Origin of the sequence: Pseudomonas sp. ZY71, assembly GCF_036542145.1 — a bacterium.
Classification (GTDB): Bacteria; Pseudomonadota; Gammaproteobacteria; order Pseudomonadales; family Pseudomonadaceae; genus Aquipseudomonas; species Aquipseudomonas koreensis_A.
The window spans coordinates 474596-492651 of record NZ_CP144274.1; the positions used below are offsets into that span (position 1 = coordinate 474596).

20 protein-coding genes are annotated in these 18056 nt (G+C 61.0%); 3 read left to right on the top strand and 17 right to left on the bottom strand.

Annotated features, from left to right (window positions below):
• Positions 1 to 41 precede the first annotated feature (41 nt).
• From VY732_RS02090 to VY732_RS02160, 15 genes are all read right to left on the bottom strand, one after another.
• On the bottom strand, positions 42 to 767 hold the full coding sequence (locus VY732_RS02090; RefSeq protein ID WP_116029231.1) for a class I SAM-dependent methyltransferase: 726 nt from the start codon (positions 765 to 767) through the stop codon (positions 42 to 44).
• On the bottom strand, positions 764 to 2011 hold the full coding sequence (locus VY732_RS02095; RefSeq protein ID WP_331693663.1) for an NAD(P)/FAD-dependent oxidoreductase: 1248 nt from the start codon (positions 2009 to 2011) through the stop codon (positions 764 to 766). Before VY732_RS02095 ends, VY732_RS02090 begins: the two co-directional genes overlap by 4 nt.
• Positions 1998 to 3161 carry a sodium:proton antiporter gene (locus VY732_RS02100; protein WP_331693664.1) on the bottom strand — a complete coding sequence of 388 codons (1164 nt, stop codon included), beginning with the start codon at positions 3159 to 3161 and terminating at the stop codon, positions 1998 to 2000. Before VY732_RS02100 ends, VY732_RS02095 begins: the two co-directional genes overlap by 14 nt.
• On the bottom strand, positions 3158 to 5497 hold the full coding sequence (locus VY732_RS02105) for an MMPL family transporter (protein ID WP_331693665.1): 2340 nt from the start codon (positions 5495 to 5497) through the stop codon (positions 3158 to 3160). Before VY732_RS02105 ends, VY732_RS02100 begins: the two co-directional genes overlap by 4 nt.
• The gene (locus VY732_RS02110; protein ID WP_331693666.1) at positions 5481 to 6083 is read right to left on the bottom strand and encodes an outer membrane lipoprotein carrier protein LolA; all 603 of its coding nucleotides are present in this window, start codon (positions 6081 to 6083) and stop codon (positions 5481 to 5483) included. Before VY732_RS02110 ends, VY732_RS02105 begins: the two co-directional genes overlap by 17 nt.
• A complete protein-coding gene (locus VY732_RS02115) occupies positions 6080 to 6505 on the bottom strand; it encodes an acyl-CoA thioesterase (RefSeq protein ID WP_077570460.1) in 426 nt (141 codons plus the stop codon). Before VY732_RS02115 ends, VY732_RS02110 begins: the two co-directional genes overlap by 4 nt.
• Complete coding sequence (locus VY732_RS02120) at positions 6498 to 8042, bottom strand: HAL/PAL/TAL family ammonia-lyase (protein WP_077570462.1); 1545 nt, start codon at positions 8040 to 8042, stop codon at positions 6498 to 6500. The genes VY732_RS02115 and VY732_RS02120 overlap by 8 nt, the downstream gene beginning before the upstream one ends.
• Positions 8023 to 8970, bottom strand: coding sequence for an LpxL/LpxP family acyltransferase (locus VY732_RS02125; RefSeq protein WP_331693667.1), 948 nt, complete (start codon positions 8968 to 8970; stop codon positions 8023 to 8025). Before VY732_RS02125 ends, VY732_RS02120 begins: the two co-directional genes overlap by 20 nt.
• Positions 8967 to 9701, bottom strand: coding sequence for a glycosyltransferase family 2 protein (locus tag VY732_RS02130; RefSeq protein ID WP_331693669.1), 735 nt, complete (start codon positions 9699 to 9701; stop codon positions 8967 to 8969). The genes VY732_RS02125 and VY732_RS02130 overlap by 4 nt, the downstream gene beginning before the upstream one ends.
• 77 nt (positions 9702 to 9778) lie before the next feature.
• Positions 9779 to 11458, bottom strand: coding sequence for an AMP-binding protein (locus VY732_RS02135; RefSeq protein WP_331693671.1), 1680 nt, complete (start codon positions 11456 to 11458; stop codon positions 9779 to 9781).
• Positions 11455 to 12000: a hypothetical protein gene (locus VY732_RS02140; protein ID WP_077570470.1), complete on the bottom strand. Its 546-nt coding sequence runs from the start codon at positions 11998 to 12000 to the stop codon at positions 11455 to 11457. The genes VY732_RS02135 and VY732_RS02140 overlap by 4 nt, the downstream gene beginning before the upstream one ends.
• Positions 11997 to 12251 (bottom strand): acyl carrier protein, encoded by a 255-nt coding sequence (locus tag VY732_RS02145; RefSeq protein WP_064388843.1) that lies wholly within the window; start codon positions 12249 to 12251, stop codon positions 11997 to 11999. Before VY732_RS02145 ends, VY732_RS02140 begins: the two co-directional genes overlap by 4 nt.
• A 9-nt stretch (positions 12252 to 12260) precedes the next feature.
• Entirely contained in the window at positions 12261 to 12536 is a 276-nt protein-coding gene (locus VY732_RS02150; RefSeq protein ID WP_077570472.1) for a phosphopantetheine-binding protein, read from the bottom strand.
• The gene (locus tag VY732_RS02155; RefSeq protein WP_123593002.1) at positions 12514 to 13326 is read right to left on the bottom strand and encodes a lysophospholipid acyltransferase family protein; all 813 of its coding nucleotides are present in this window, start codon (positions 13324 to 13326) and stop codon (positions 12514 to 12516) included. Before VY732_RS02155 ends, VY732_RS02150 begins: the two co-directional genes overlap by 23 nt.
• Entirely contained in the window at positions 13302 to 14027 is a 726-nt protein-coding gene (locus VY732_RS02160) for a beta-ketoacyl synthase chain length factor (protein WP_331693674.1), read from the bottom strand. The genes VY732_RS02155 and VY732_RS02160 overlap by 25 nt, the downstream gene beginning before the upstream one ends.
• 356 nt (positions 14028 to 14383) lie before the next feature.
• Here VY732_RS02160 and VY732_RS02165 point away from each other — a divergent pair, with 356 nt between their 5' ends.
• Positions 14384 to 15154 carry a ParA family protein gene (locus VY732_RS02165; RefSeq protein WP_038360142.1) on the top strand — a complete coding sequence of 257 codons (771 nt, stop codon included), beginning with the start codon at positions 14384 to 14386 and terminating at the stop codon, positions 15152 to 15154.
• A gap of 129 nt (positions 15155 to 15283) precedes the next feature.
• On the opposite strand, the gene trxC is transcribed toward VY732_RS02165, so the two are convergent.
• Positions 15284 to 15718 (bottom strand): thioredoxin TrxC, encoded by a 435-nt coding sequence (trxC, locus tag VY732_RS02170; RefSeq protein WP_331693676.1) that lies wholly within the window; start codon positions 15716 to 15718, stop codon positions 15284 to 15286.
• A 236-nt stretch (positions 15719 to 15954) separates the two neighbouring features.
• Between trxC and VY732_RS02175 the strand changes: the two genes are divergently transcribed.
• Both VY732_RS02175 and VY732_RS02180 read left to right on the top strand, forming a co-directional pair.
• A complete protein-coding gene (locus VY732_RS02175) occupies positions 15955 to 16224 on the top strand; it encodes an AbrB/MazE/SpoVT family DNA-binding domain-containing protein (protein ID WP_008077592.1) in 270 nt (89 codons plus the stop codon).
• Positions 16224 to 16586, top strand: a complete 363-nt coding sequence (locus tag VY732_RS02180; RefSeq protein ID WP_077570482.1) for a type II toxin-antitoxin system PemK/MazF family toxin — start codon at positions 16224 to 16226, stop codon at positions 16584 to 16586. Before VY732_RS02175 ends, VY732_RS02180 begins: the two co-directional genes overlap by 1 nt.
• Positions 16587 to 16592: 6 nt before the next feature.
• Here VY732_RS02180 and selO read toward each other — a convergent pair whose 3' ends face one another.
• Entirely contained in the window at positions 16593 to 18056 is a 1464-nt protein-coding gene (gene selO, locus VY732_RS02185; protein WP_331693678.1) for a protein adenylyltransferase SelO, read from the bottom strand.

Sequence of the window (18056 nt, forward strand, 5' to 3'; positions counted from 1 at the left end):
GCTATCGCGAGCAGGCTCACTCCTACAAGGATTTGTGTACATCAGGAAACCTCTGCCAGAGGCTTGCGCGCGACAACGTTCACCAACGTCTCTTCGCGCTGCCCGAACGGCTTGGGTTTGAGTAAGCCAAACCGCTCCAGCAAACCAAAATCCTTCGACCGGCTCCACCACAGATACGGGTAGGAAACATTGCGTTCGCCAAACTCAAACCCCTGCCCGCGAATCATCTGCAGATACTGCGCCGCACTCTTCTGCACGTGCATCGGATGACGGAACAGCCAGCGAATCACCCACGTATCAATGTATGCCTCGGTGGACTCGGCGAACAGCAGATAGCCGCCCGGTTTCAGCACCCGATAAAACTCGGCCAGGGCCTTTTCCTGCTCGACCAGATGATGAAAAGTCTGGTGGCAGAACAGCAGGTCAACACTGGCGTCCGGCACATTGAGCGTCGCGCAATCGCTGCCGATCAGTTCCACGTCCAGTTCCAGACGCGTCGCTTCTGCGCCGCTCAATTCAAGGCTGTGCGGATCAGCATCAACGCCGATCAAACGCTGTGGCGCGAAGGTCTGGCGCAGATGACCGAACGACTTGCCCTGACCGCAACCGGCGTCCAGCAACACCGGATGTTCCGGCGGCACTTCACTGAACAGTCCGCGCAGATCATTGATCGCCACCCGCAACACATGGTGCTGCCAGGTGTGGCTGCGCAGGAACCAGAAACCGAAACGGGTCTCCTCGACGTAGCTGTCGCTCAAGTAATTCATGGGGCGTCCTTTGCACAGAGTTCGGAAATCATCTTCAAGCGGCGACGCGCTTCGCTGACGAACGGGTTGCGTTCATCCCAGGCGTAACCGGCGAGGATCGAGCAGATCATCCGACGGATTTCCGCCTGGCTGTCTTCATAGAAAATCACGTCCTGAAAGGTGCCGGCGTACCAGCCCTCGACGTAGCAACGGAAGGTGTCGACCCCGCGCTTCAATGGCTCGGCGAATTCGCTTTGCCAGTCGACCGTTTCACCCTGCAACTGACGGTGCAGCACTGCCGCGGCCATGCTTGCCGAGCGCATGGCGATGGTCACGCCGGAGGAAAACACCGGGTCGAGAAATTCCGCCGCGTTGCCCAGCAGCGCGAAGCCCGGGCCGTGCAGGGTTTTCACATTGGCCGCGTAGCCGCCGAGGGTGCGTGCCGGGGTGTCCCACACAGCATTGTTCAGCACGCCGGCAAGGCTTGGGGTCTCGGCGATAAAGCTGCGCAGGCAGGCATCCAGATCGCTGTCACGGCCGTTGAAATGTTCCTCGGCGGCGACCACTCCCACCGAGCAGCGACCGTTGCTGAACGGGATCGTCCAGAACCAGATGTCGCGATGTTCCGGATGGGTAGTGACGAGAATTTTTTCGCGGTCGAATGCCGGGTTGTTGATGTGATCTTCGACGTGGGTGAACACCGCCTGACGCACCGGGAAATTCGATGGCGCTTCCAGATCCAGCAAGCGTGACAGCACACGACCGTAGCCGCTGGCATCGAGGACGAAATCCGCTTCGACGCGATACTCGCTGCCATCCTCGCTGCGCACATCCAACTGCGGTTTCGTCCGCTCGAAATCGACGCTGACGATGGCATCGCCGTAGCGGATTTCAGCACCTTGCAATGTCGCTTGATCGGCCAGCAGTTTGTCGAAGTCGGCGCGTTGCACCTGGAACGTGGTCGGCTTGCCGCCGGTAAAGGTGTCACCGAAATCGAAGGCGCTGTAACGCTCGCCCCAGGCGAATGCGGCGCCGGTCTTGCGCTGGAAGCCGGCGGCGTTGACGGCGTCGAGCATGCCGGCTTCTTCGACGAAATCCAGGCAATGGCTGAGCAGGCTTTCACCGATGGAAAAGCGCGGAAAATGCTGACGCTCGATCACCAGCACATCGTGGCCCTTGCGCTTGAGCAGCGCGGCGGCGATGGCGCCGGACGGACCGGCACCGATGATCACGACCTGACGGGATTCCATTTCAACGATTGGCACGTGAACTCCGGGGCAAAGGATGTTGCAGATTCAAAGGTGCGCGATGCAGGCCGATCAGGGCCGGTAGCAGCGTCGCGATCAGGCCCATCAACATCAGCGCGAAGTACAGCGCCGGGGTGATGAGTTGTTGTTGCAAGAGCAGATTGAGAAAGACGATTTCGCTGAGGCCACGAATGTTCAGCAACACGCTTTCGCGCCAGCGGCTGGCGCCCTCGAACGAGGCGCCAGCCCAGCCGAGACCGAGCCAGTTGCCGAGCAGTTTACTGGCAATCGGCAACAGCAGCAGCGCCGCCCATTGCGCCGCGCCGAGGCTGGCGAGTGCGCTGTGCACATCAATCTGGACGATGCCGAACGTGAGGATCAGAGGAATGGCGATCCACGTTTGCAAGCGGCTCATCCAGCGCGCCGGCAGCGGCAGCACCAGCGGCACTTTCAGCGCGGCCATGCACAGCAGATAACCGATGCCGAAGATCAGCGCGTTGAGTTTGTAATGCTCGGCCATCACCAGCAGCGCGAAGAAACCGAGGCTGTAGGTCAGCGGTCGGCGCACACGCAACAGATGCAGCAACACTGGCACACAGGCGAGGCCCAGCGGCAACAGCAAACTGCTCAAGTGCAGGCTGCCCTGCGCCAGGCCGAACAGCGTCCAGCAGGTCAGATCGATGAGGATCGCGGTTTGCACCAGACGCCGGGTGGCGGCGGGCGGGTAATCGATGTGGCGCAAATACAGGTACAGCACCGGGATCGCGGTGATTGCGAATACCAGACCGACGGCCAGCGCGTTGAGCCACGGTTGCGCCGGCAGTAGCCAGTAAGCCGCCGCCAAGCCGCAAGTGAACGGCACGGCAAAACTCGGCACGGCGATTTTCACGCTCTGGCGGTCCAGGCGCAGGTCGATGACATCGCTGAGGATATGCCCGAGCAGCAAGGCGAAACTCAGGCTGTAGAGGTTTTTCAGCCAGTCTGGCGCGATCAGTTGGGCGCCACTGAGCTGCCAGCCCGGTTCGATCCAGAAGTACATCAGCAGCGGCAAGCCGAAGCTCGCCAGCAGCAACTGACTGACAATCGGAATCAGACCGAAGTGGCGTCCAACGCGGGTGGCCACGGCAAACAACGCCAGCGCCATGAACCAGAAGGCGACGACCATCATGCTGCTGGCTCCGCGACTGTCGCGGTGTGTTCGTGACGCCCCGCCCACGGTGCGAGCATGAAGCTGAAGGCCAGACCGAGGCTCACCGACAGGCCGAAATTGCTCACCGCCGGTGTGCTGGACACCGCCAGCAAACCAAACGACAGCCACGTCGTCACAGCGGCCAGCAAGGTGCCGAGCAGGCTCACCGCCGCGCCACCGACTTGTTCACGCATGAGAATCGCGTAATCGACGCTGATTGCCGTCACCAGCAGCAGGCCGAACAGGCTGAACAGAGTCAGCGGCTGACCGAGCCAGCCCAGACTGGCGAGGCTGCACAACGCGGCGAGCAACGGCAGGGCAACGATACGCAGCGCCCCGCCGAGACCGAACGGCAACATCAGCACCAGCACGATCAATGCGCAGGAAGCGAGTTTCAGTTCAGCAGCGCTGATCTGCGTCGCCGCAAACACTTCATTCAATTCCCCGAGGCGATCGACCAGCATTACCCCCGGCAAGTCCAGCGCTTGCACGCGCAACAGCGCCGGGTTGTTCAAGCCTTGCAGGCTGGTCATCGCCGCCACGCCGTCTTCGCTCGGACCGAGCCAGAGCATGCGATAAGGCTCGCCGAGCGGGCCGGCCAATGCCGCGTCGATGTCTTCGGCGGGCACGGTCTGCAACTGTTGCAGTTCGCTTTGCAGCGCGGCGAGCGGTACACCGAGGTCGAGCAGTGGCTGCCAGTATTGCGGCAGTTTGTTCAGAGCCTCGCGCACCTGTTCTTGCTGGTTCGGCGGGCTGACCAGTTGATCGAGGGCCAGATAGCCTTGCAGCTTGTCGAGGTTGACCAGTTGCTGCAGACGCTCGCTCAGCGCGGCCTGACGCTCGAGCAGTTGCTGCTGATTGTCGGCGCGCACGAGGAAAAACTGGCTGGTCGGCTGATAGCCGGTGATGCGCGCGATGGCCTGCGCTTCGTCGGTCAGATGTTGCGGTGCGCCGATCCATTGGCGGATGTCATTCTTGCTTTGCAGCTGCACCAGGCCGCCCACACAGAAGGCGATCAGTAGCGCCAGCAACACTGGCGTGCGTACGCGTTCGAGGAGTTTTTCGCGCAGGTTGAGCATTCGCTCGGCCAACCGCAGCGGCCATTGCGCGGGGCGCAGTTCGACGTTTTTCAACAGCGCCGGCAACAGGCATACCGCCGACAAATACGCGCCGAGCAGGCCGGCGGCAGAGAACACGGCGATTTGCGTCAGTGCCGGGAACGGCGTCCACGCCAGCGCCAGATAACCGATGGCGCTGGTGATCAGACTCAGGGTCAATCCGGACAAGGTCAGGCGCAAGGCTGGCCAACTGCGCCACGGCTTCAGGCTCCAGCTCTTCGACAAATAGTGCAGCGGGTAATCCACCGCCACGCCGATCAGGCTGGAGCCGAGCACCAGCGTCATCACATGCATATGGCCGAACAGCGCCATACAGGCCACCGCGCCAAACAACATGCCGACCAGTACCGGCACGAACGCCAGCAACACGCGCCAGCGGCGGAAAGCGAGCAACAGCAACAACAGAATGCCGACAGTGGCGCCGCCGCCAACCCAGGTCATTTCACGAGTCGCTTGCTGCTGACCGTTGGCCGCGTACAGCAAGCCGCTGGCGGCGAGCAGTTGCACGTCGGATTTCGCGGCTTGATCACGGCTTTGTTGCAGCAGTGCGGCGACTTGCAGTGGCAGGTTCATGTCGAAGGCATTGCCGGTGGTGCGTGCGCGCAGCAGCACCCAGCTCTTGCCGTCGGCATCGGCAATCAACGCGCCGCTGCCGATATCCAGTTGCACCGAACCGTGCTGCGGCTGGCTGTTCTGAATGCGCCCGGTCAGGCCCAGCCAGTCGTCCTGACTCGGCACCAGACTGAAACCGCTGAACGGGTCGAACAGGGCTTGTACGCGTTGCTGAATGAACGCGTCGGGGTGCTCGATCAGCAGTTGCCGGTCATCCGCCGAGAGCATCGCCAGCCGCCCTTGCAGCAGTTGCGTGCGCAGGGCCGGTAGATCCGCTTGCAGGTTCCACTGCACTTTCTCGAACAACCCGCTGGCCTGCCATTGCTCGCCCAGCGTCTGCGCCATAGTCACCGCTTGCTGGCGATCGGCATGGCCGACCAGCACCAGCATTTCGCGATTGAGCGGCTCCTGCATGCGTTGTTCGGCGCGCAGTTCGAGAGCGTCAGGGTTAGTGCCGGGTACCAGCTCCATCAAATTCGCCGACAGCGGCGCACCGTCGCGCCACTGCCAGCCGGCCAGCGCGACGACGGCCAGCAGGAGGATCAGAAACAGCCAGGGCAGCCTGCGTTCACTCGGCAAAGTCATGTTGCTCCGCGTCGCTCAACGGTTGACTGGCGTTGCTGTCCTGCATGCGCAGCACAGTGCTGTCGCCTTGGGTTTCCAGCAGTTCGATGGTCTGCACCAGCGCGCCGCCGTCGATGTTGATCTGGTTGAACACTTGCTTGAGCAGCAGCGAGCGCGGGGTCAGCGTCAGTTTCCACTGCTGTGCATCGCCGCTCAACGCCAGTTCGAAGTCGCGTTGCAGGCCACTGCTGTCACCTTGCAACACGGCGAGGAACAAACGGTTTTGCTCGGCACCGGCACTCTTGTTCGGCAGCAATTGCCAGCCGTTATCGTCGCGGCGGGCGATGCCTTTGGTGCTGATGCGGTAGTCCTGCTGCAGCGGGGTTTTCAGCAACCAGAGCAGACCGTGATTTTTGGCGAGAACAAAACTGCCCTTGCTGATCAGCGGCTGCGGTAATGCACGCAGGTGTTTTTCCTGTGTGAACTGGCCGTGGATCACCTCCGGTTTCGCCAGTTGTGCGCTGAGTTGTTGCAGGTCGAAGGCGTTGGCCAGCGCCGACAGCGTCAGCAGCGCCAACACGCTCAGCCTTTTAACAAATACATTCATCGCAGCATCCTTTCCACGGCATTGGTGAAGACCTTCGGCGAAGCCAGCTGCATCTCGCGACTGCTCACTTCAACGGCGACCTGCACCGAGCTGGCGCGGGTCAGGCGCTCGCCGCTGTGCAGGTCGGTGATCAGGTAATTGATCTTCAGCCGGTTTTCCCACTCGACCAGACTGGCGCGCACATTCAGCCGTTGACCGAACACTGCGCCGCGCACATAGCGCAGTTGCAGGTCGATGATCGGCCAGGCGAACCCGGATTCGAGCATCTGCGTGTAGTTGTGGCCGATCTTGTCCAGCAACGCGCAACGCGCCACTTCGAGGTATTTGACGTAATGGCCGTGCCAAACCACGTGCATGGTGTCGACGTCAAAAAACGGCACGAGGATTTCGGTGTCGGCGTGGAGCACTCCGGCGCTACGCATGCAGCCTCCAGTGTTGCGCGGCGATGCGTTGCAGGCACAGGCGCAATTCGCCTTCCAGGGCTCGGTCTTCGATCACCGGCGGGAAGTCCTTGGCGAGTTCTTCGTGCATTGCCGCCAGTGACGGTGGCAGCGGTCGCGCGTCTTCAGCCTGAGCGCGCAACCATACGCCTTGATTGGCGGCCAGCAGGGTGGCGGCGGCGACCTGTTCGGTCAGCTCCAGCACACGAATTGCATCGCGGGCGGCGATGGTGCCCATGCTCACCTTGTCCTGGTTGTGGCACTCGGTGGAACGTGAGAAGACGCTGGCCGGCATGGTGTTTTTCAGCGCTTCGGCGGTCCACGCGCTGGTGCCGATCTGCACGGCTTTGAAACCATGGTTGATCATCGCGCGATCCGCCGGAGCACCGGAGAGGTTGCTCGGCAGACCGTGGTTGTAACGTTCGTCCACCAGCAAGGCGAGCTGCCGATCGAGCAGGTCAGCAACGTTGGCCACGAGGTTTTTCAGGCTGTCCATGGCGAACGCGATATGGCCGCCGTAGAAGTGCCCGCCGTGCAACACGCGCTCGGCTTCGGCGTCGATGATCGGGTTGTCGTTGGCGCTGTTCAGTTCGGTCTCGATGAACGAACGCAGCCAGTTCAGGCTGTCGGCCAACACGCCGAGCACGTGTGGTGCGCAGCGCAGCGAATAGCGATCCTGCAGGCGATGCAGTGGCGCGGTCGGCGCGTCGATGGCCAGATCCTTGCGCAGCCACGCGGCGACCTGCATTTGCCCAGGATGCGGTTTGGCGGCGAACAGGCGCTCGTCGAAGTGCTCCGGGTTGCCTTGCAGCGCGACCACGTTGAGCGCGGTGATGCGCGTGGCCAGTTGCAGCAGATAGTCAGCGCGGGCGAAGGCCAGGCAGGCGAGGCCGGTCATCACCGCGGTGCCGTTCATCAGTGCCAGTGCTTCTTTCGGGCGCAGCACCAAAGGTGTCCAGCCCAGTTCGCGATGCACATCGGCAGCCTGACGGCGCTCACCTCGAAACATCACTTCACGCTCGCCGGACAAGGTCGCGGCGACGTAGGACAGCGGCGTCAGATCGCCGCTGGCACCGACCGAGCCTTCTTCGGGAATCAGCGGCAGGATGTCGTATTCGAGAAACGCGTGCAGACGCTCCAGCAGTTCCACGCGTACCCCGGAGACGCCGTGGCACAACGACTGCAAACGTGCCGCGAGCACCGCGCGAGTGGCTTGCGCATCAAGCAGCTTGCCCAACCCGCAACCGTGGAAGGTGTAGAGGTGACGCGGCAATGCTTCAACGTGATGCAACGGCACCGCGACCACGCAGGAGTCGCCGTAACCGGTGGTGACGCCGTAGATCACCCCTTCCTTGTCCAGCAGCGAATCAAGGAACCGCGCGCCCTTGGCGATGCGCTCGCGATAGTCGGCGTCGCTCTGCAACTGCACGGGCGCCTGACGGTTGGCCAGGGCCAGCACGTCTTCGATGCGCAAAGGGCGTTCGCCGAAGGTTACCGGCTCATGGGTTGGCGTCGTCATCGGTTTTCCAGAAAGGGTAAAAGTTGAACCATTGTTGCGGCGCTTCGAGGCAATAGTGACTCAGGCGTTGCGCATAGCGGGTGGCCCACTGATGAATGACCTGCTCGCGCTCGCTGCGCTTCCACACCACGGCATCGGCAAAGGGTTCGAGAGTCAGGCGATAGTGACCGTCCGGCTGTTTCAGGCACATCAACAGGTTGACCGGGCATTTCAGCAGACCGGCGAGCAACCAAGGGCCTTGCGGGAATGGCGCCGGATGGCCGAGGAAATCGACGGTCACGCTACGCCCGCCGTGCAGCGGCACGCGGTCGCCGGCAATCGCCAGCCACTCGCCGCGCTCCAGCCGTTCATGCAGTTGCAGCATGATCACCGGGTCGAGTTCGCTGACCTGAATCAGGCGCAGATTGGTCGCCCCGGCCTCGCCCAGCAAACGGTTGAATTGCTCGGCGTGCTTGGTGTGCACCAGCACATTCATCGTGACCTTTTCGCCGATCTCCGCCAGTGCGCGACAGACTTCGAGATTGCCCAGGTGAGCGCCGACCAGCAGTTGCCCGCGACTGCCGCGTAACTGATTGCGCAGCAGCGCCGGGTCGATGATTTCGATTTGTTCGATACGCAGCTTGCCGTTCCACACGTCAAGCTTGTCGAGCATCGAGTCGGCGAAGGCCATGAACTGACCGAACACGCGCCAATGCGTCGGGCGCAACGCGTCGCGCTGACTCCATGCGGCCAGGCGTTGCTGGTATTGCCAGGCACTGCGCCGTGCGGTGCGGCCGAACAGGAAAAAGTACAGAACGATGCCGTACAGCAATGGGCTGAGCAGGCGTCGGCCAAGGACCTTGGCGGCGAGCGCGGTGAATTTCATCAGCAGGAAACTGCCGCGTTCCTCGCGGTCAGCCCAGTGCTTCTTGTCAGTCTCGCTGGTCATGCGCGCCACCGCCGCCAGAGGATTAGCGGAAAGCGCAGCAACATGCCGAGAAACAGCCGTGTGTGCATGCTGGAAATCAGTGCGTTGTCGTGGAACAGACGGAAGTGCGACACACCGTCCAGCGGGTAGTGCACGCTGGTTTGCAGCCAGCGCATCGGCTGATTGCGCCACGACAGGCGCACGAGAATGTCCGAGTCGAAATCCATGCGTTTGCCGACTTTCGCCGAGTCGATCACCGCCAGCGTCGGGGCCAGCGGATAGACGCGAAACCCGCACATCGAATCGCGGATCTGCAGCGACAGCGTGTTGATCCAGACCATCACGTGGGTCAGGTAGCGCGCGTACAAACGGCCTTTCGGCACACTCTCGTCGAACAGCGGATAACCGCAGATCATCGCCTCGGGATGCGCACGGGATTCCTCGACGAAACGCGCCACGTCGTGCAAGTCGTGCTGACCGTCGGCATCGACCTGCAATGCGTGGCTGAAACCCAACAGCGAAGCTTCGCGCAAACCGGTCATTACCGCGCCGCCCTTGCCCTGATTGGCGGTGAGACGGACGAGATGCACGTTGTCACGCTCGGCCAGTGCGTCGAGCACTCTGGCGCAAGATGTCGTGCTGGCGTCGTCCACCAGAATGCACGGCAGGCCTTGCGCGAGCAAAGCGTCGACCACCGTGGTGATCGCGGTTTCGTGGTTATAAACCGGGATCACCGCGCAAGGGTTATGCATAACAGTTCTCCATTGGAAAACCGCGATCCCTGTAGGAGTGAGCCTGCTCACGATTGAGTGCGCAGCACTCACCAAGGTCAATCATGCTCTACACCCAGAAGAATCCGCCCACTGGAACAGGTCGCCGTGTCATTGCGATAAGCGAAATACAATTTGCGGCGCTCAGGATCAAAGCGCAGGTGCAGCTGAATTTCATCTCCCGGCCGCACCAGTTGCTGGAACTTCAGCACTTCCATTCCGGCAAACGGGCCGGTCAGATTCAGCAACTGCCGCCCAAGGTTCAGCGCCCATTCCACCTGCACCACACCCGGCAATACTGGTGCTTTGGGAAAGTGACCACTGAAATAAGCCAGATCCGGCGGCACGCTCAGTTGCAGACTCCATTCGCCCTCGGTCTCGACCTGCGACAGCACTTCCGGCGCTTTCGCTCGCGGGGCAATCAGCAACGCTTCGATATCGGCCTGCGGCAGCTTGCCTTGGCTGTTCAACGGCAATTGCCGCACCAGTCGCCAGCGTCGGGGCAGGGCCAGGGCTTCGCAGTGTTGGCGCAAATGCTGGCGCAGGGTTTCAGTCAGGCTGCGACGGCCGTGCTCACGCAAGGCAAACAGGCCGGCCTCGCTGAGCACCAGTAGTGCACCGAGGGAAGCGCGGTTTTCCTGAACCACGCCCAAACGTGCTTCGGCGACCCATTCGTGGGCAACCAAGGCTTGTTCGAGCATGGGCAGCGAGATGCGTTTTTCTTCGAGTTTGACGATCCGGTCCAGCCGTCCTAGCAGTTCGAAGCGGCCATCGGCAGCGATACGCGCGGCGTCAGCGGTGTGTTCGACGTGCCCGGCAGGTAAATAAGGTGAAGCGATCAGCAGGGCGCCTTCGCTGTCCTGGCTCAGTACGACATCGGCGAACGGTTGCCACAGTTGTTCGCCTTGACGCCAGGCGATACCGCCAGTTTCCGAGCTACCGAGGATTTCCGTCGGCCATTGCTGCAAGCGTTGTTGCAGGCTCTGCGCAGCTTCAAGCGGCAACGCGCCACCGGAGGAAAACACCCGGCGCACGGCGCTGAGGGCCGGCCAGTCGAGGTTGTCGCCCATGCGTTTGAGCAACGCCGGGCTGGCGATCCAGGCGAAGGCCGGATGTTCGCGGCTGGCACGCTGCAAGTCTTCGGGGAACGCCAGTTGCTTGCGCACAAACGGGCGTGCGGCGCACAGCGGCCACAGCACGCGAAACAGCAAGCCGTAGATATGTTGGGTGGCGACGCTGCCGATGATGCAGGCCTCGCCGAGGTCCGCGCCCCACAGTTGCTCCAGCGCTTGGACTTCGTTGGCCAGTTGGCGCAGGGTCTTGTCGATGCGCTTGGGCTCGCCGCTGGAACCGGACGTGCACAGGCTCAGACGGCACTGGTCGAGGTCCAGTTCGGCGCCGGCGAGCGGCTGCTGCTGAACCTCGCTCAGTTGCGCGTCATCGGCTTGATCCGTCAGCCACAGATCGACTTCAGCCGACCAGCGCTGGCGGGTTTGTGGCTGCAGATCCGAAGGCAGCAGAACGCTGACGCCGGCACGCCATGCGCCCAGCAAAGCGATGGCCAGTTCAGCGGCATCTTCCAGATGCACAGCCAGGCGCTTCACGCCTTGCGCTTGCAGACCGGCAGCAACGCTCAGCGCCTGTTCGCACAGCTGCGCGTGATCGAGGGCCGGTGCGTGGCTGATGGCCCGCGCCGGCACAGGCTTGAGCAATAGCTGCTCAAGTTTTATCCAGTTCATGTACGGCCTCTTACCCGTTGTCGTATCAGCCATTCAATGGCAAACATCAGGCCGATCAATCCATAGGAGATCAGGCCGGTGTACAACATCCACCAATTCAGCGGCGCCCACAGGGTCAGCAGGGCGGCGCACAAACCGTTGCAGAAGAAAAACACGCTCCAGGCCACGGTGACCTTTCGTGTGTAACGAATAGCGTTTTCCGGTAGTTCTGGCTCACGCAACCGCGCCATACGTTCGACCATCGGCGGGCCGTATTTCAGGCTCAGGCTGAACAGCACCAGCATGAAGCCGCTGATCAGCACCGGGTACCAACGCAGCAACAGCGGACTGTCGAACAGCGCCAGCAGCAGGCAAAAGGCGATCGCCACACAGGCCATCCACAGGCTGCCGGGCTTGCGCTCGCCGGTCAGTGCCCGCGCCAGCCACAAACTGCCCAGCAGCAGTCCGAACTGCCACGGGGCAAAATGCTCCATGCCGAAATACACCGCAAAGGGGTACAGCAGACCGGCCAGCAGCAGGCCGAGGCCGATCAGTCGGCTCATGCGGCCGGTTGAACCAGACGGTAGACCGCCTCGACCACGTCACCGACCGTGCGCACCGATTTGAACTCTTCGGCGGCGATTTTCTTGCCGGTCTGGCGCTTGATGTGATCGATCAGATCGACCGCATCGATGCTGTCGATTTCCAGATCCTGATACAGGTTGGAGTCCAGGCTCACACGGGCCGGATCCAGTTCGAACAGCTCGACCAAGGCATCGCGCAGGGTGTTGAAAATATCGTCACGAGTTTGCATGGTCCGGTCTCAAGCTGCCTGTTTTGCCGTGACGAATGCCGCAAGGCTGGCCACGTTGGTGAAATGGTTACGGGTGTCTTTGGCGTCGGCGTCGATCTTGATGCCGTATTTTTTCTGGATCGCCAGACCCAGTTCCAGCGCGTCGACGGAATCCAGGCCCAGGCCTTCGCCGAACAGCGCCTGCTCGTCGCCAATGTCGTCGGCGCTGATGTCTTCAAGGCCAAGGGCATCGATGATCAGCAGTTTGATGTCACGCACCAGGCTAGGGGTGTTCAGATCGCTCATCTTCGGCGAGCTCCTTAATAAAGTATGAGTGCAAATAATCGTTGAGCTTGCGCGAGGCTTGCGGGGCTGGCCCCTGCGCGGCGAAGGCTTGTGGGTCTATATCGGCCCCGACGCGAAAACTGAAGTGCACGCGGCGACTGGGGATCCGATACCACGGTTCGGCTTTGGTCAGCGTGGTCGGGCTGACCTTGATGATCACCGGCGTGAGAATTTTCGCACCGCGCAGGGCAATCGACGCAGCACCCCGATGAAAGGCTGGCGCCTGGCCCGGCTGGGTGCGCGTACCTTCCGGGAAAATGATCAGGGTCTGGCCGTTTTGCAGGGACTGGGCGGCGGCATCGAGCATGTCCATGCTGCCGTCGTTGCTGATGTATTCGGTGCTGCGCAGCGGGCCTCGGGTGAAGGGGTTTTCCCACAGGCTTTTCTTCACCACGCAATTGGCCTGGCGTACCAGTCCGATCAGGAACACCACGTCGATCAGTGACGGGTGGTTGGCGATGATCATCTGCCCGGAACGACCGAGACGTTCGGCGCCTTGAATGTCGTAGGTCAGCACGCCCGCGCGGGCCATGAAACGCACGAAAAACCAGAACAACCGGCTGACGGTCTGTCGCGCGCGTCGACGGTGCGCAAGGGCGTCACCCGGCAGGCAGCCCAGCAGCGGAAACACCAACACACGCAGGCACAGCCCGCCCAGCCCGAACAGGGCGAAACTTGCGGCAGTGGCCAGCAAGCGCCAGTAATAGGCGTCGCGGTTTTTCTCGGTCACGGGTTGCGTTGCCAGGTCCATACACGATTTTTCCAGGCATGTTGGCAATGGGTTTGCTGGCCGAGCAGGGTTTGCAACAGATTCAGCGCGTGGGGCCAGTGCGCTTTTGACCGTGTTTCTGTGGTGCTGTTCAGGGTCAGCCGCCAGTCGGTACCGGGGGTCAGCAAGAGACCGAGCGCGTAGGGAAACGGCACATCGTCAATCCACGCTGAGTACGCTTCGGGTGGTTGTTCTTCGGTAATGATCAGCAGCACCGCCGGGGCGCCTTCATCGAGCAGGGCGGCGGCTTCGAGGATGCCGTGTTCGAGGCCGTCGCCGGCAGCGGCAAGCGCGCTCATTTCACTGGTTTCGCCACGCATGATCGACCACAGGCCAATGATCGCGTTGTGCACCGACAGACTGAACTGCGTCGGTGACAGCGGCTGCTCGGTCGCCAGATCGCTGAGGATCTCGTAAGTGCGCGGGGTTTCGCCGTGACGCGAAACAAACACCAGCGGCAGATTCTCCCGTCCGTCGGCGAGTGGCCAGCCGACGCTGAACGCCATGCGTGCCAGTCGGCTGAGGCGGCGGCGTTGCATGGCCGGCAAAAACGACACATCGGGCGCGGCATCACTGCTCTGGAGCACGACCGGTTGTCGGCTCCAGGCCTGCCAGGCGTCCACGCTGTCGAGGCCAGGGGCCCACGCGCGCCATTGGGCGATGTTGAAGTTGATCACGGACATTCATCCCGCCCCTGCGGGCTTTCGTTGACGCGTTTAGTGGCCAGAGCCGCAGCAGACTTGACGTGGCGCTTGGCGCCGGGTGGCGCGCATTATCCCGGTGCGACGAGTGTGTAGCAAATGCTGGTTACATTTTGTGCAATGAAATGTACCGAGTGGTTCGCAAGAAAACTGTCACTTGGCCATTATCCAGATTGTCAGGGGCTTGTCTGTCGGGCTTCTCGCCGATCAATGGCGGTTATTGCGCTATCTGTCCGTGGATATTTGCACCTGACTTTGTAGTCCGTGTCCATGAAGGTAGCGAAGCAAGGTCGCGCACATCTACACTCGGTCATTCTTTGATACACGGAGGTTTGGTCATGCGGCGCGTGGTGTTCAATCAGAAAGGTGGCGTAGGCAAGTCGAGCATTGCCTGCAATCTGGCGGCGGTCAGCGCCAGCGAGGGTTATCGCACGTTGTTGGTGGACCTTGATGCCCAGGCCAACTCCACTCAGTATCTGACCGGGCTCACCGGCAACGACATCCCGATGGGCATTGCCGACTTCTTCAAGCAGACGCTGTCCTCGGGGCCGTTCTCGAAGAAGAATCAGGCCGATATCTACGAAACCCCGTTCGACAACCTGCACATCATTACCGCCACCGCCGAGCTGGCCGACTTGCAGCCCAAGCTCGAGGCCAAGCACAAGATCAACAAGCTGCGAAAGTTGCTCGATGAGCTGTCCGAGGATTACGACCGGATCTACCTCGATACGCCGCCAGCGTTGAATTTCTATGCGGTATCGGCGCTGATTGCCGCTGATCGTGTGCTGATTCCTTTTGATTGCGACAGCTTCTCCCGTCAGGCCCTGTATGGCCTAATCGCGGAAATCGAAGAGCTGAAGGACGACCACAACGAAGGTCTGGAAGTCGAAGGCATCGTGGTCAACCAGTTCCAGGCCCGGGCGAGCCTGCCGCAACAGATTCTCGATGAGTTGATTGCTGAAGGTTTGCCGGTACTGCCGGTGTACCTGACCAGTTCGGTGCGCATGCGCGAATCGCACCAGGCCAGCATGCCACTGATTCACCTCGACCCGCGACACAAGCTGACCCAGCAGTTCGTCGAACTGCACAATCTGCTCGAAGATCACTGATCTCCCGAGCTACGCAGACCCCCTGTAGGAGTGAGCCTGCTCGCGATAGCGCCCTGTCAGCCTCCACTTGAGTGACTGAAAGGAAGCTATCGCGAGCAGGCTCACTCCCACAATTGGATTTGTATTGGGTCAGATACCCTGACTGCGCAACCACGCCATCAACTGCGGCAACGGCAACGCACCACTCTGCCGTGCCACTTCTTTGCCGTTCTTGAACAGAATCAAACTCGGAATCGAGCGAATCCCCAACTGCGCCGACAACTGCTGATTCGCTTCGCTATCAAGCTTGGCCAAGCGGCACTTGCCGGCCAGATGCGCCGCCGCCTGCTCGAACACCGGCGCAAACGACTTGCACGGCCCACACCACTGCGCCCAGACATCCACCAGCAACGGCAGATCGCCCTTGATCTGGCTGGCGTAATCACCTTGCTTGAGTTCGAACGGTTTGCTCAACAGCACGGCGGATTTGCAGCGTCCGCACTTGGGTTGATCAGCGAGGCGCTCGGCGGGGATGCGGTTGAGGCCGTTGCAGGAGGGGCAGGGGATGAGGAGTGGGGTGGTCATGATTGGTTCTCTGATAGGCAGTCTATAGAACTGATTTGGAGTCGATCTGCCAACTTATCAATGTCGCAACTGCTCACATTTTTGTCAAAACCGTTCCGGGATCGATGGCTAGTCTGAAGACCAATTCGGAGTTTTACGCTTGTCGTGAGGAGATCGCTTTGTCTTTATCTGCGTGCTACTTTTGTTGCACTAATCCAGGAATTGATGATTCCTATGCATCAAATCGGAGCGACATAATGTCCGTAACTTCCAAGATACGCCGCCAAGGCGGCGCTGCCGTCATTACAATTCCGCCCACGCTTTTAAAGTTGTTGCATCTGGAGGTTGGCGCACAGCTAGAGCTGAATGTGGTCGATGGCGAACTGATTGCTCGTCCAGCCGTAGCCGCTACGCGTAAGCGTTATAGCTTGTCAGAGCTACTCGAAGGTGCAGAAGAACTGCAGAAACTTAACGCCCAGACTAGCGAGACTCTTGAAGGTGATTCTGTCGGCCGGGAGCTGGGTTGATGGTGCGCCGACAGCCCCCTCAGCGGGGTGACGTTTACTGGATTGATCCGAACCCAGTGGCCGGGCGGGAGATGATGAACAGACATCGCTTTGTGGTGATTACGCCCAGAGAGATCAACGCATTGGGCGTGAGCATGACGGTGCCTGTTACTAGCGGTGGGAATTTCAGCCGGAATTTGGGTTTGGCGGTGGCCATTACTGGCCACGAAACCAATGGTGTAGCGGTGTGTAATCAGGTTCGGAGTTTTGACATCGAACAACGGGTACGAGATGGCACGGCCAAATTCATCGAGCGACTGGATGACGTGACAATGTCTGACATTGTCGACCGTGTAATCAGTGCAATCGATCCGCTAAGCTGAAACGCCTCAGGAAGAACAACTGATCTCCAAATGCTTGCCCCACTCCGGCGGCCGCTCTGCATAAGCCTCCATCCCCGGTTGCTGCTCAAACGGTTTGCTCAACACCGCGTGCAGCCGGCGTACCTCCGAGTAATCCCCTTGCTCAGCCGCATCGATGGCTTTTTGCGCCAGATAATTGCGCAGGATGTACAGCGGATTGACCGCATGCATGCGGGTGCGGCGCTGTTCCTGGTCAGCGTCGCCATCGCGGGCAACCCGGGCGACGTAGCGTTCGCCCCAGGCATCAAAGCCCTTGATGTCGACGAAATCGTCGCGCAAACGGGCGACGGCCTGTTCGGCTGATTCTTCACCGAGTCGGCGGAAGAACAGCGTGTAATCGACGCCGCTGCTCTGCATCAGTTGCAACAGGTCTTCCAGCAGCTTCTGGTCATCGTCTTCGGCCGTGGTGAAACCGAAGCGCCGGCGCATCAGGTCGAGGTAGTGCGCCTGAAACAGTGGCAGATACAAGCCGAGGGTTTCGCGCAGGGCTTCGACGCTGATGAACGGCGTCAACGCCTGAGCCAGTGCACTGAGGTTCCACTGGCCGACCGGCACCTGATTGCTGAACGAGTAACGCCCCTGATCATCCGAATGGTTGCAGATGAAGTTCGCGTCGAAGTCATCGAGGAAGGCAAACGGGCCGAAGTCGAAGGTGATGCCGAGGATCGACATGTTGTCGGTGTTCATTACGCCGTGACAGAAGCCATAGGCCTGCCACTTGGCGATCAGTTCGGCGTTGCGCTCGACGATCTCGCGGAACATCGCCAGATACGGTTCCGGTTGCTCCAGGCACTCAGGGAAATGCATTGCCAATACGTGATCGCCGAGCTGTTTTTGCTGCTCGGGACGCTTGGTGTAATAGAAGTATTCGAAATGGCCGAAGCGGATGTGGCTCGGCGCCAGACGCAGGACCATCGCTGCGCGTTCCTGCTTTTCACGCCAGACCGGGGTGTCTGAGCCAATCACGCACGCCGCGCGCGAGGAAGGAATGTTCAGCGCGTACAACGCTTCGGAAGCAAGGAACTCGCGGATCGACGAACGCAACACCGCACGGCCATCGCCCATGCGCGAAAACGGCGTCTGCCCTGCGCCTTTCAGATGCAGGTCCCAATGCTCGCCGGCCGCGTTGTACACCTCGCCCAACAGCAGGCCACGACCGTCACCCAATTGCGGCGTGTAACCGCCGAACTGATGCCCGGAATAGACCATAGCTCGCGGCTCGGCATCGGCCCACAGCTTGTGGCCGCCAAACAGTTCGGCAAATTCCTCGGTTTCAGCGGTCGCCGGGTCAAGATCCAGCAAAGCCAAAGCCGCCGGACTCGCGACGACCAGACGCGGATTGTCGATCGGCTCAGGCAGCACATGGGCGGAGAACGCGTCGCCCAGGCGGGCGAAGCGATTGTCGAAGGTCAGTTCGTCGAGGGCTTTCAA

What these genes read in the sequence shown, in the direction of transcription:
- VY732_RS02130 (WP_331693669.1), bottom strand. Translation starts at nt 9,701, where the DNA reads ATGCATAACCCTTGCGCGGTGATCCCGGTTTATAACCACGAAACCGCG.
- VY732_RS02140 (WP_077570470.1), bottom strand. Translation starts at nt 12,000, where the DNA reads ATGAGCCGACTGATCGGCCTCGGCCTGCTGCTGGCCGGTCTGCTGTAC.
- trxC (WP_331693676.1), bottom strand. Translation starts at nt 15,718, where the DNA reads ATGACCACCCCACTCCTCATCCCCTGCCCCTCCTGCAACGGCCTCAAC.
- VY732_RS02160 (WP_331693674.1), bottom strand. Translation starts at nt 14,027, where the DNA reads ATGTCCGTGATCAACTTCAACATCGCCCAATGGCGCGCGTGGGCCCCT.
- VY732_RS02105 (WP_331693665.1), bottom strand. Translation starts at nt 5,497, where the DNA reads ATGACTTTGCCGAGTGAACGCAGGCTGCCCTGGCTGTTTCTGATCCTC.
- VY732_RS02165 (WP_038360142.1), top strand. Translation starts at nt 14,384, where the DNA reads ATGCGGCGCGTGGTGTTCAATCAGAAAGGTGGCGTAGGCAAGTCGAGC.
- VY732_RS02115 (WP_077570460.1), bottom strand. Translation starts at nt 6,505, where the DNA reads ATGCGTAGCGCCGGAGTGCTCCACGCCGACACCGAAATCCTCGTGCCG.
- VY732_RS02180 (WP_077570482.1), top strand. Translation starts at nt 16,224, where the DNA reads ATGGTGCGCCGACAGCCCCCTCAGCGGGGTGACGTTTACTGGATTGAT.
- VY732_RS02120 (WP_077570462.1), bottom strand. Translation starts at nt 8,042, where the DNA reads ATGACGACGCCAACCCATGAGCCGGTAACCTTCGGCGAACGCCCTTTG.
- VY732_RS02175 (WP_008077592.1), top strand. Translation starts at nt 15,955, where the DNA reads ATGTCCGTAACTTCCAAGATACGCCGCCAAGGCGGCGCTGCCGTCATT.
- VY732_RS02150 (WP_077570472.1), bottom strand. Translation starts at nt 12,536, where the DNA reads ATGAGCGATCTGAACACCCCTAGCCTGGTGCGTGACATCAAACTGCTG.
- VY732_RS02110 (WP_331693666.1), bottom strand. Translation starts at nt 6,083, where the DNA reads ATGAATGTATTTGTTAAAAGGCTGAGCGTGTTGGCGCTGCTGACGCTG.
- VY732_RS02155 (WP_123593002.1), bottom strand. Translation starts at nt 13,326, where the DNA reads ATGGACCTGGCAACGCAACCCGTGACCGAGAAAAACCGCGACGCCTAT.
- VY732_RS02145 (WP_064388843.1), bottom strand. Translation starts at nt 12,251, where the DNA reads ATGCAAACTCGTGACGATATTTTCAACACCCTGCGCGATGCCTTGGTC.
- VY732_RS02125 (WP_331693667.1), bottom strand. Translation starts at nt 8,970, where the DNA reads ATGACCAGCGAGACTGACAAGAAGCACTGGGCTGACCGCGAGGAACGC.
- VY732_RS02100 (WP_331693664.1), bottom strand. Translation starts at nt 3,161, where the DNA reads ATGATGGTCGTCGCCTTCTGGTTCATGGCGCTGGCGTTGTTTGCCGTG.
- VY732_RS02135 (WP_331693671.1), bottom strand. Translation starts at nt 11,458, where the DNA reads ATGAACTGGATAAAACTTGAGCAGCTATTGCTCAAGCCTGTGCCGGCG.
- VY732_RS02090 (WP_116029231.1), bottom strand. Translation starts at nt 767, where the DNA reads ATGAATTACTTGAGCGACAGCTACGTCGAGGAGACCCGTTTCGGTTTC.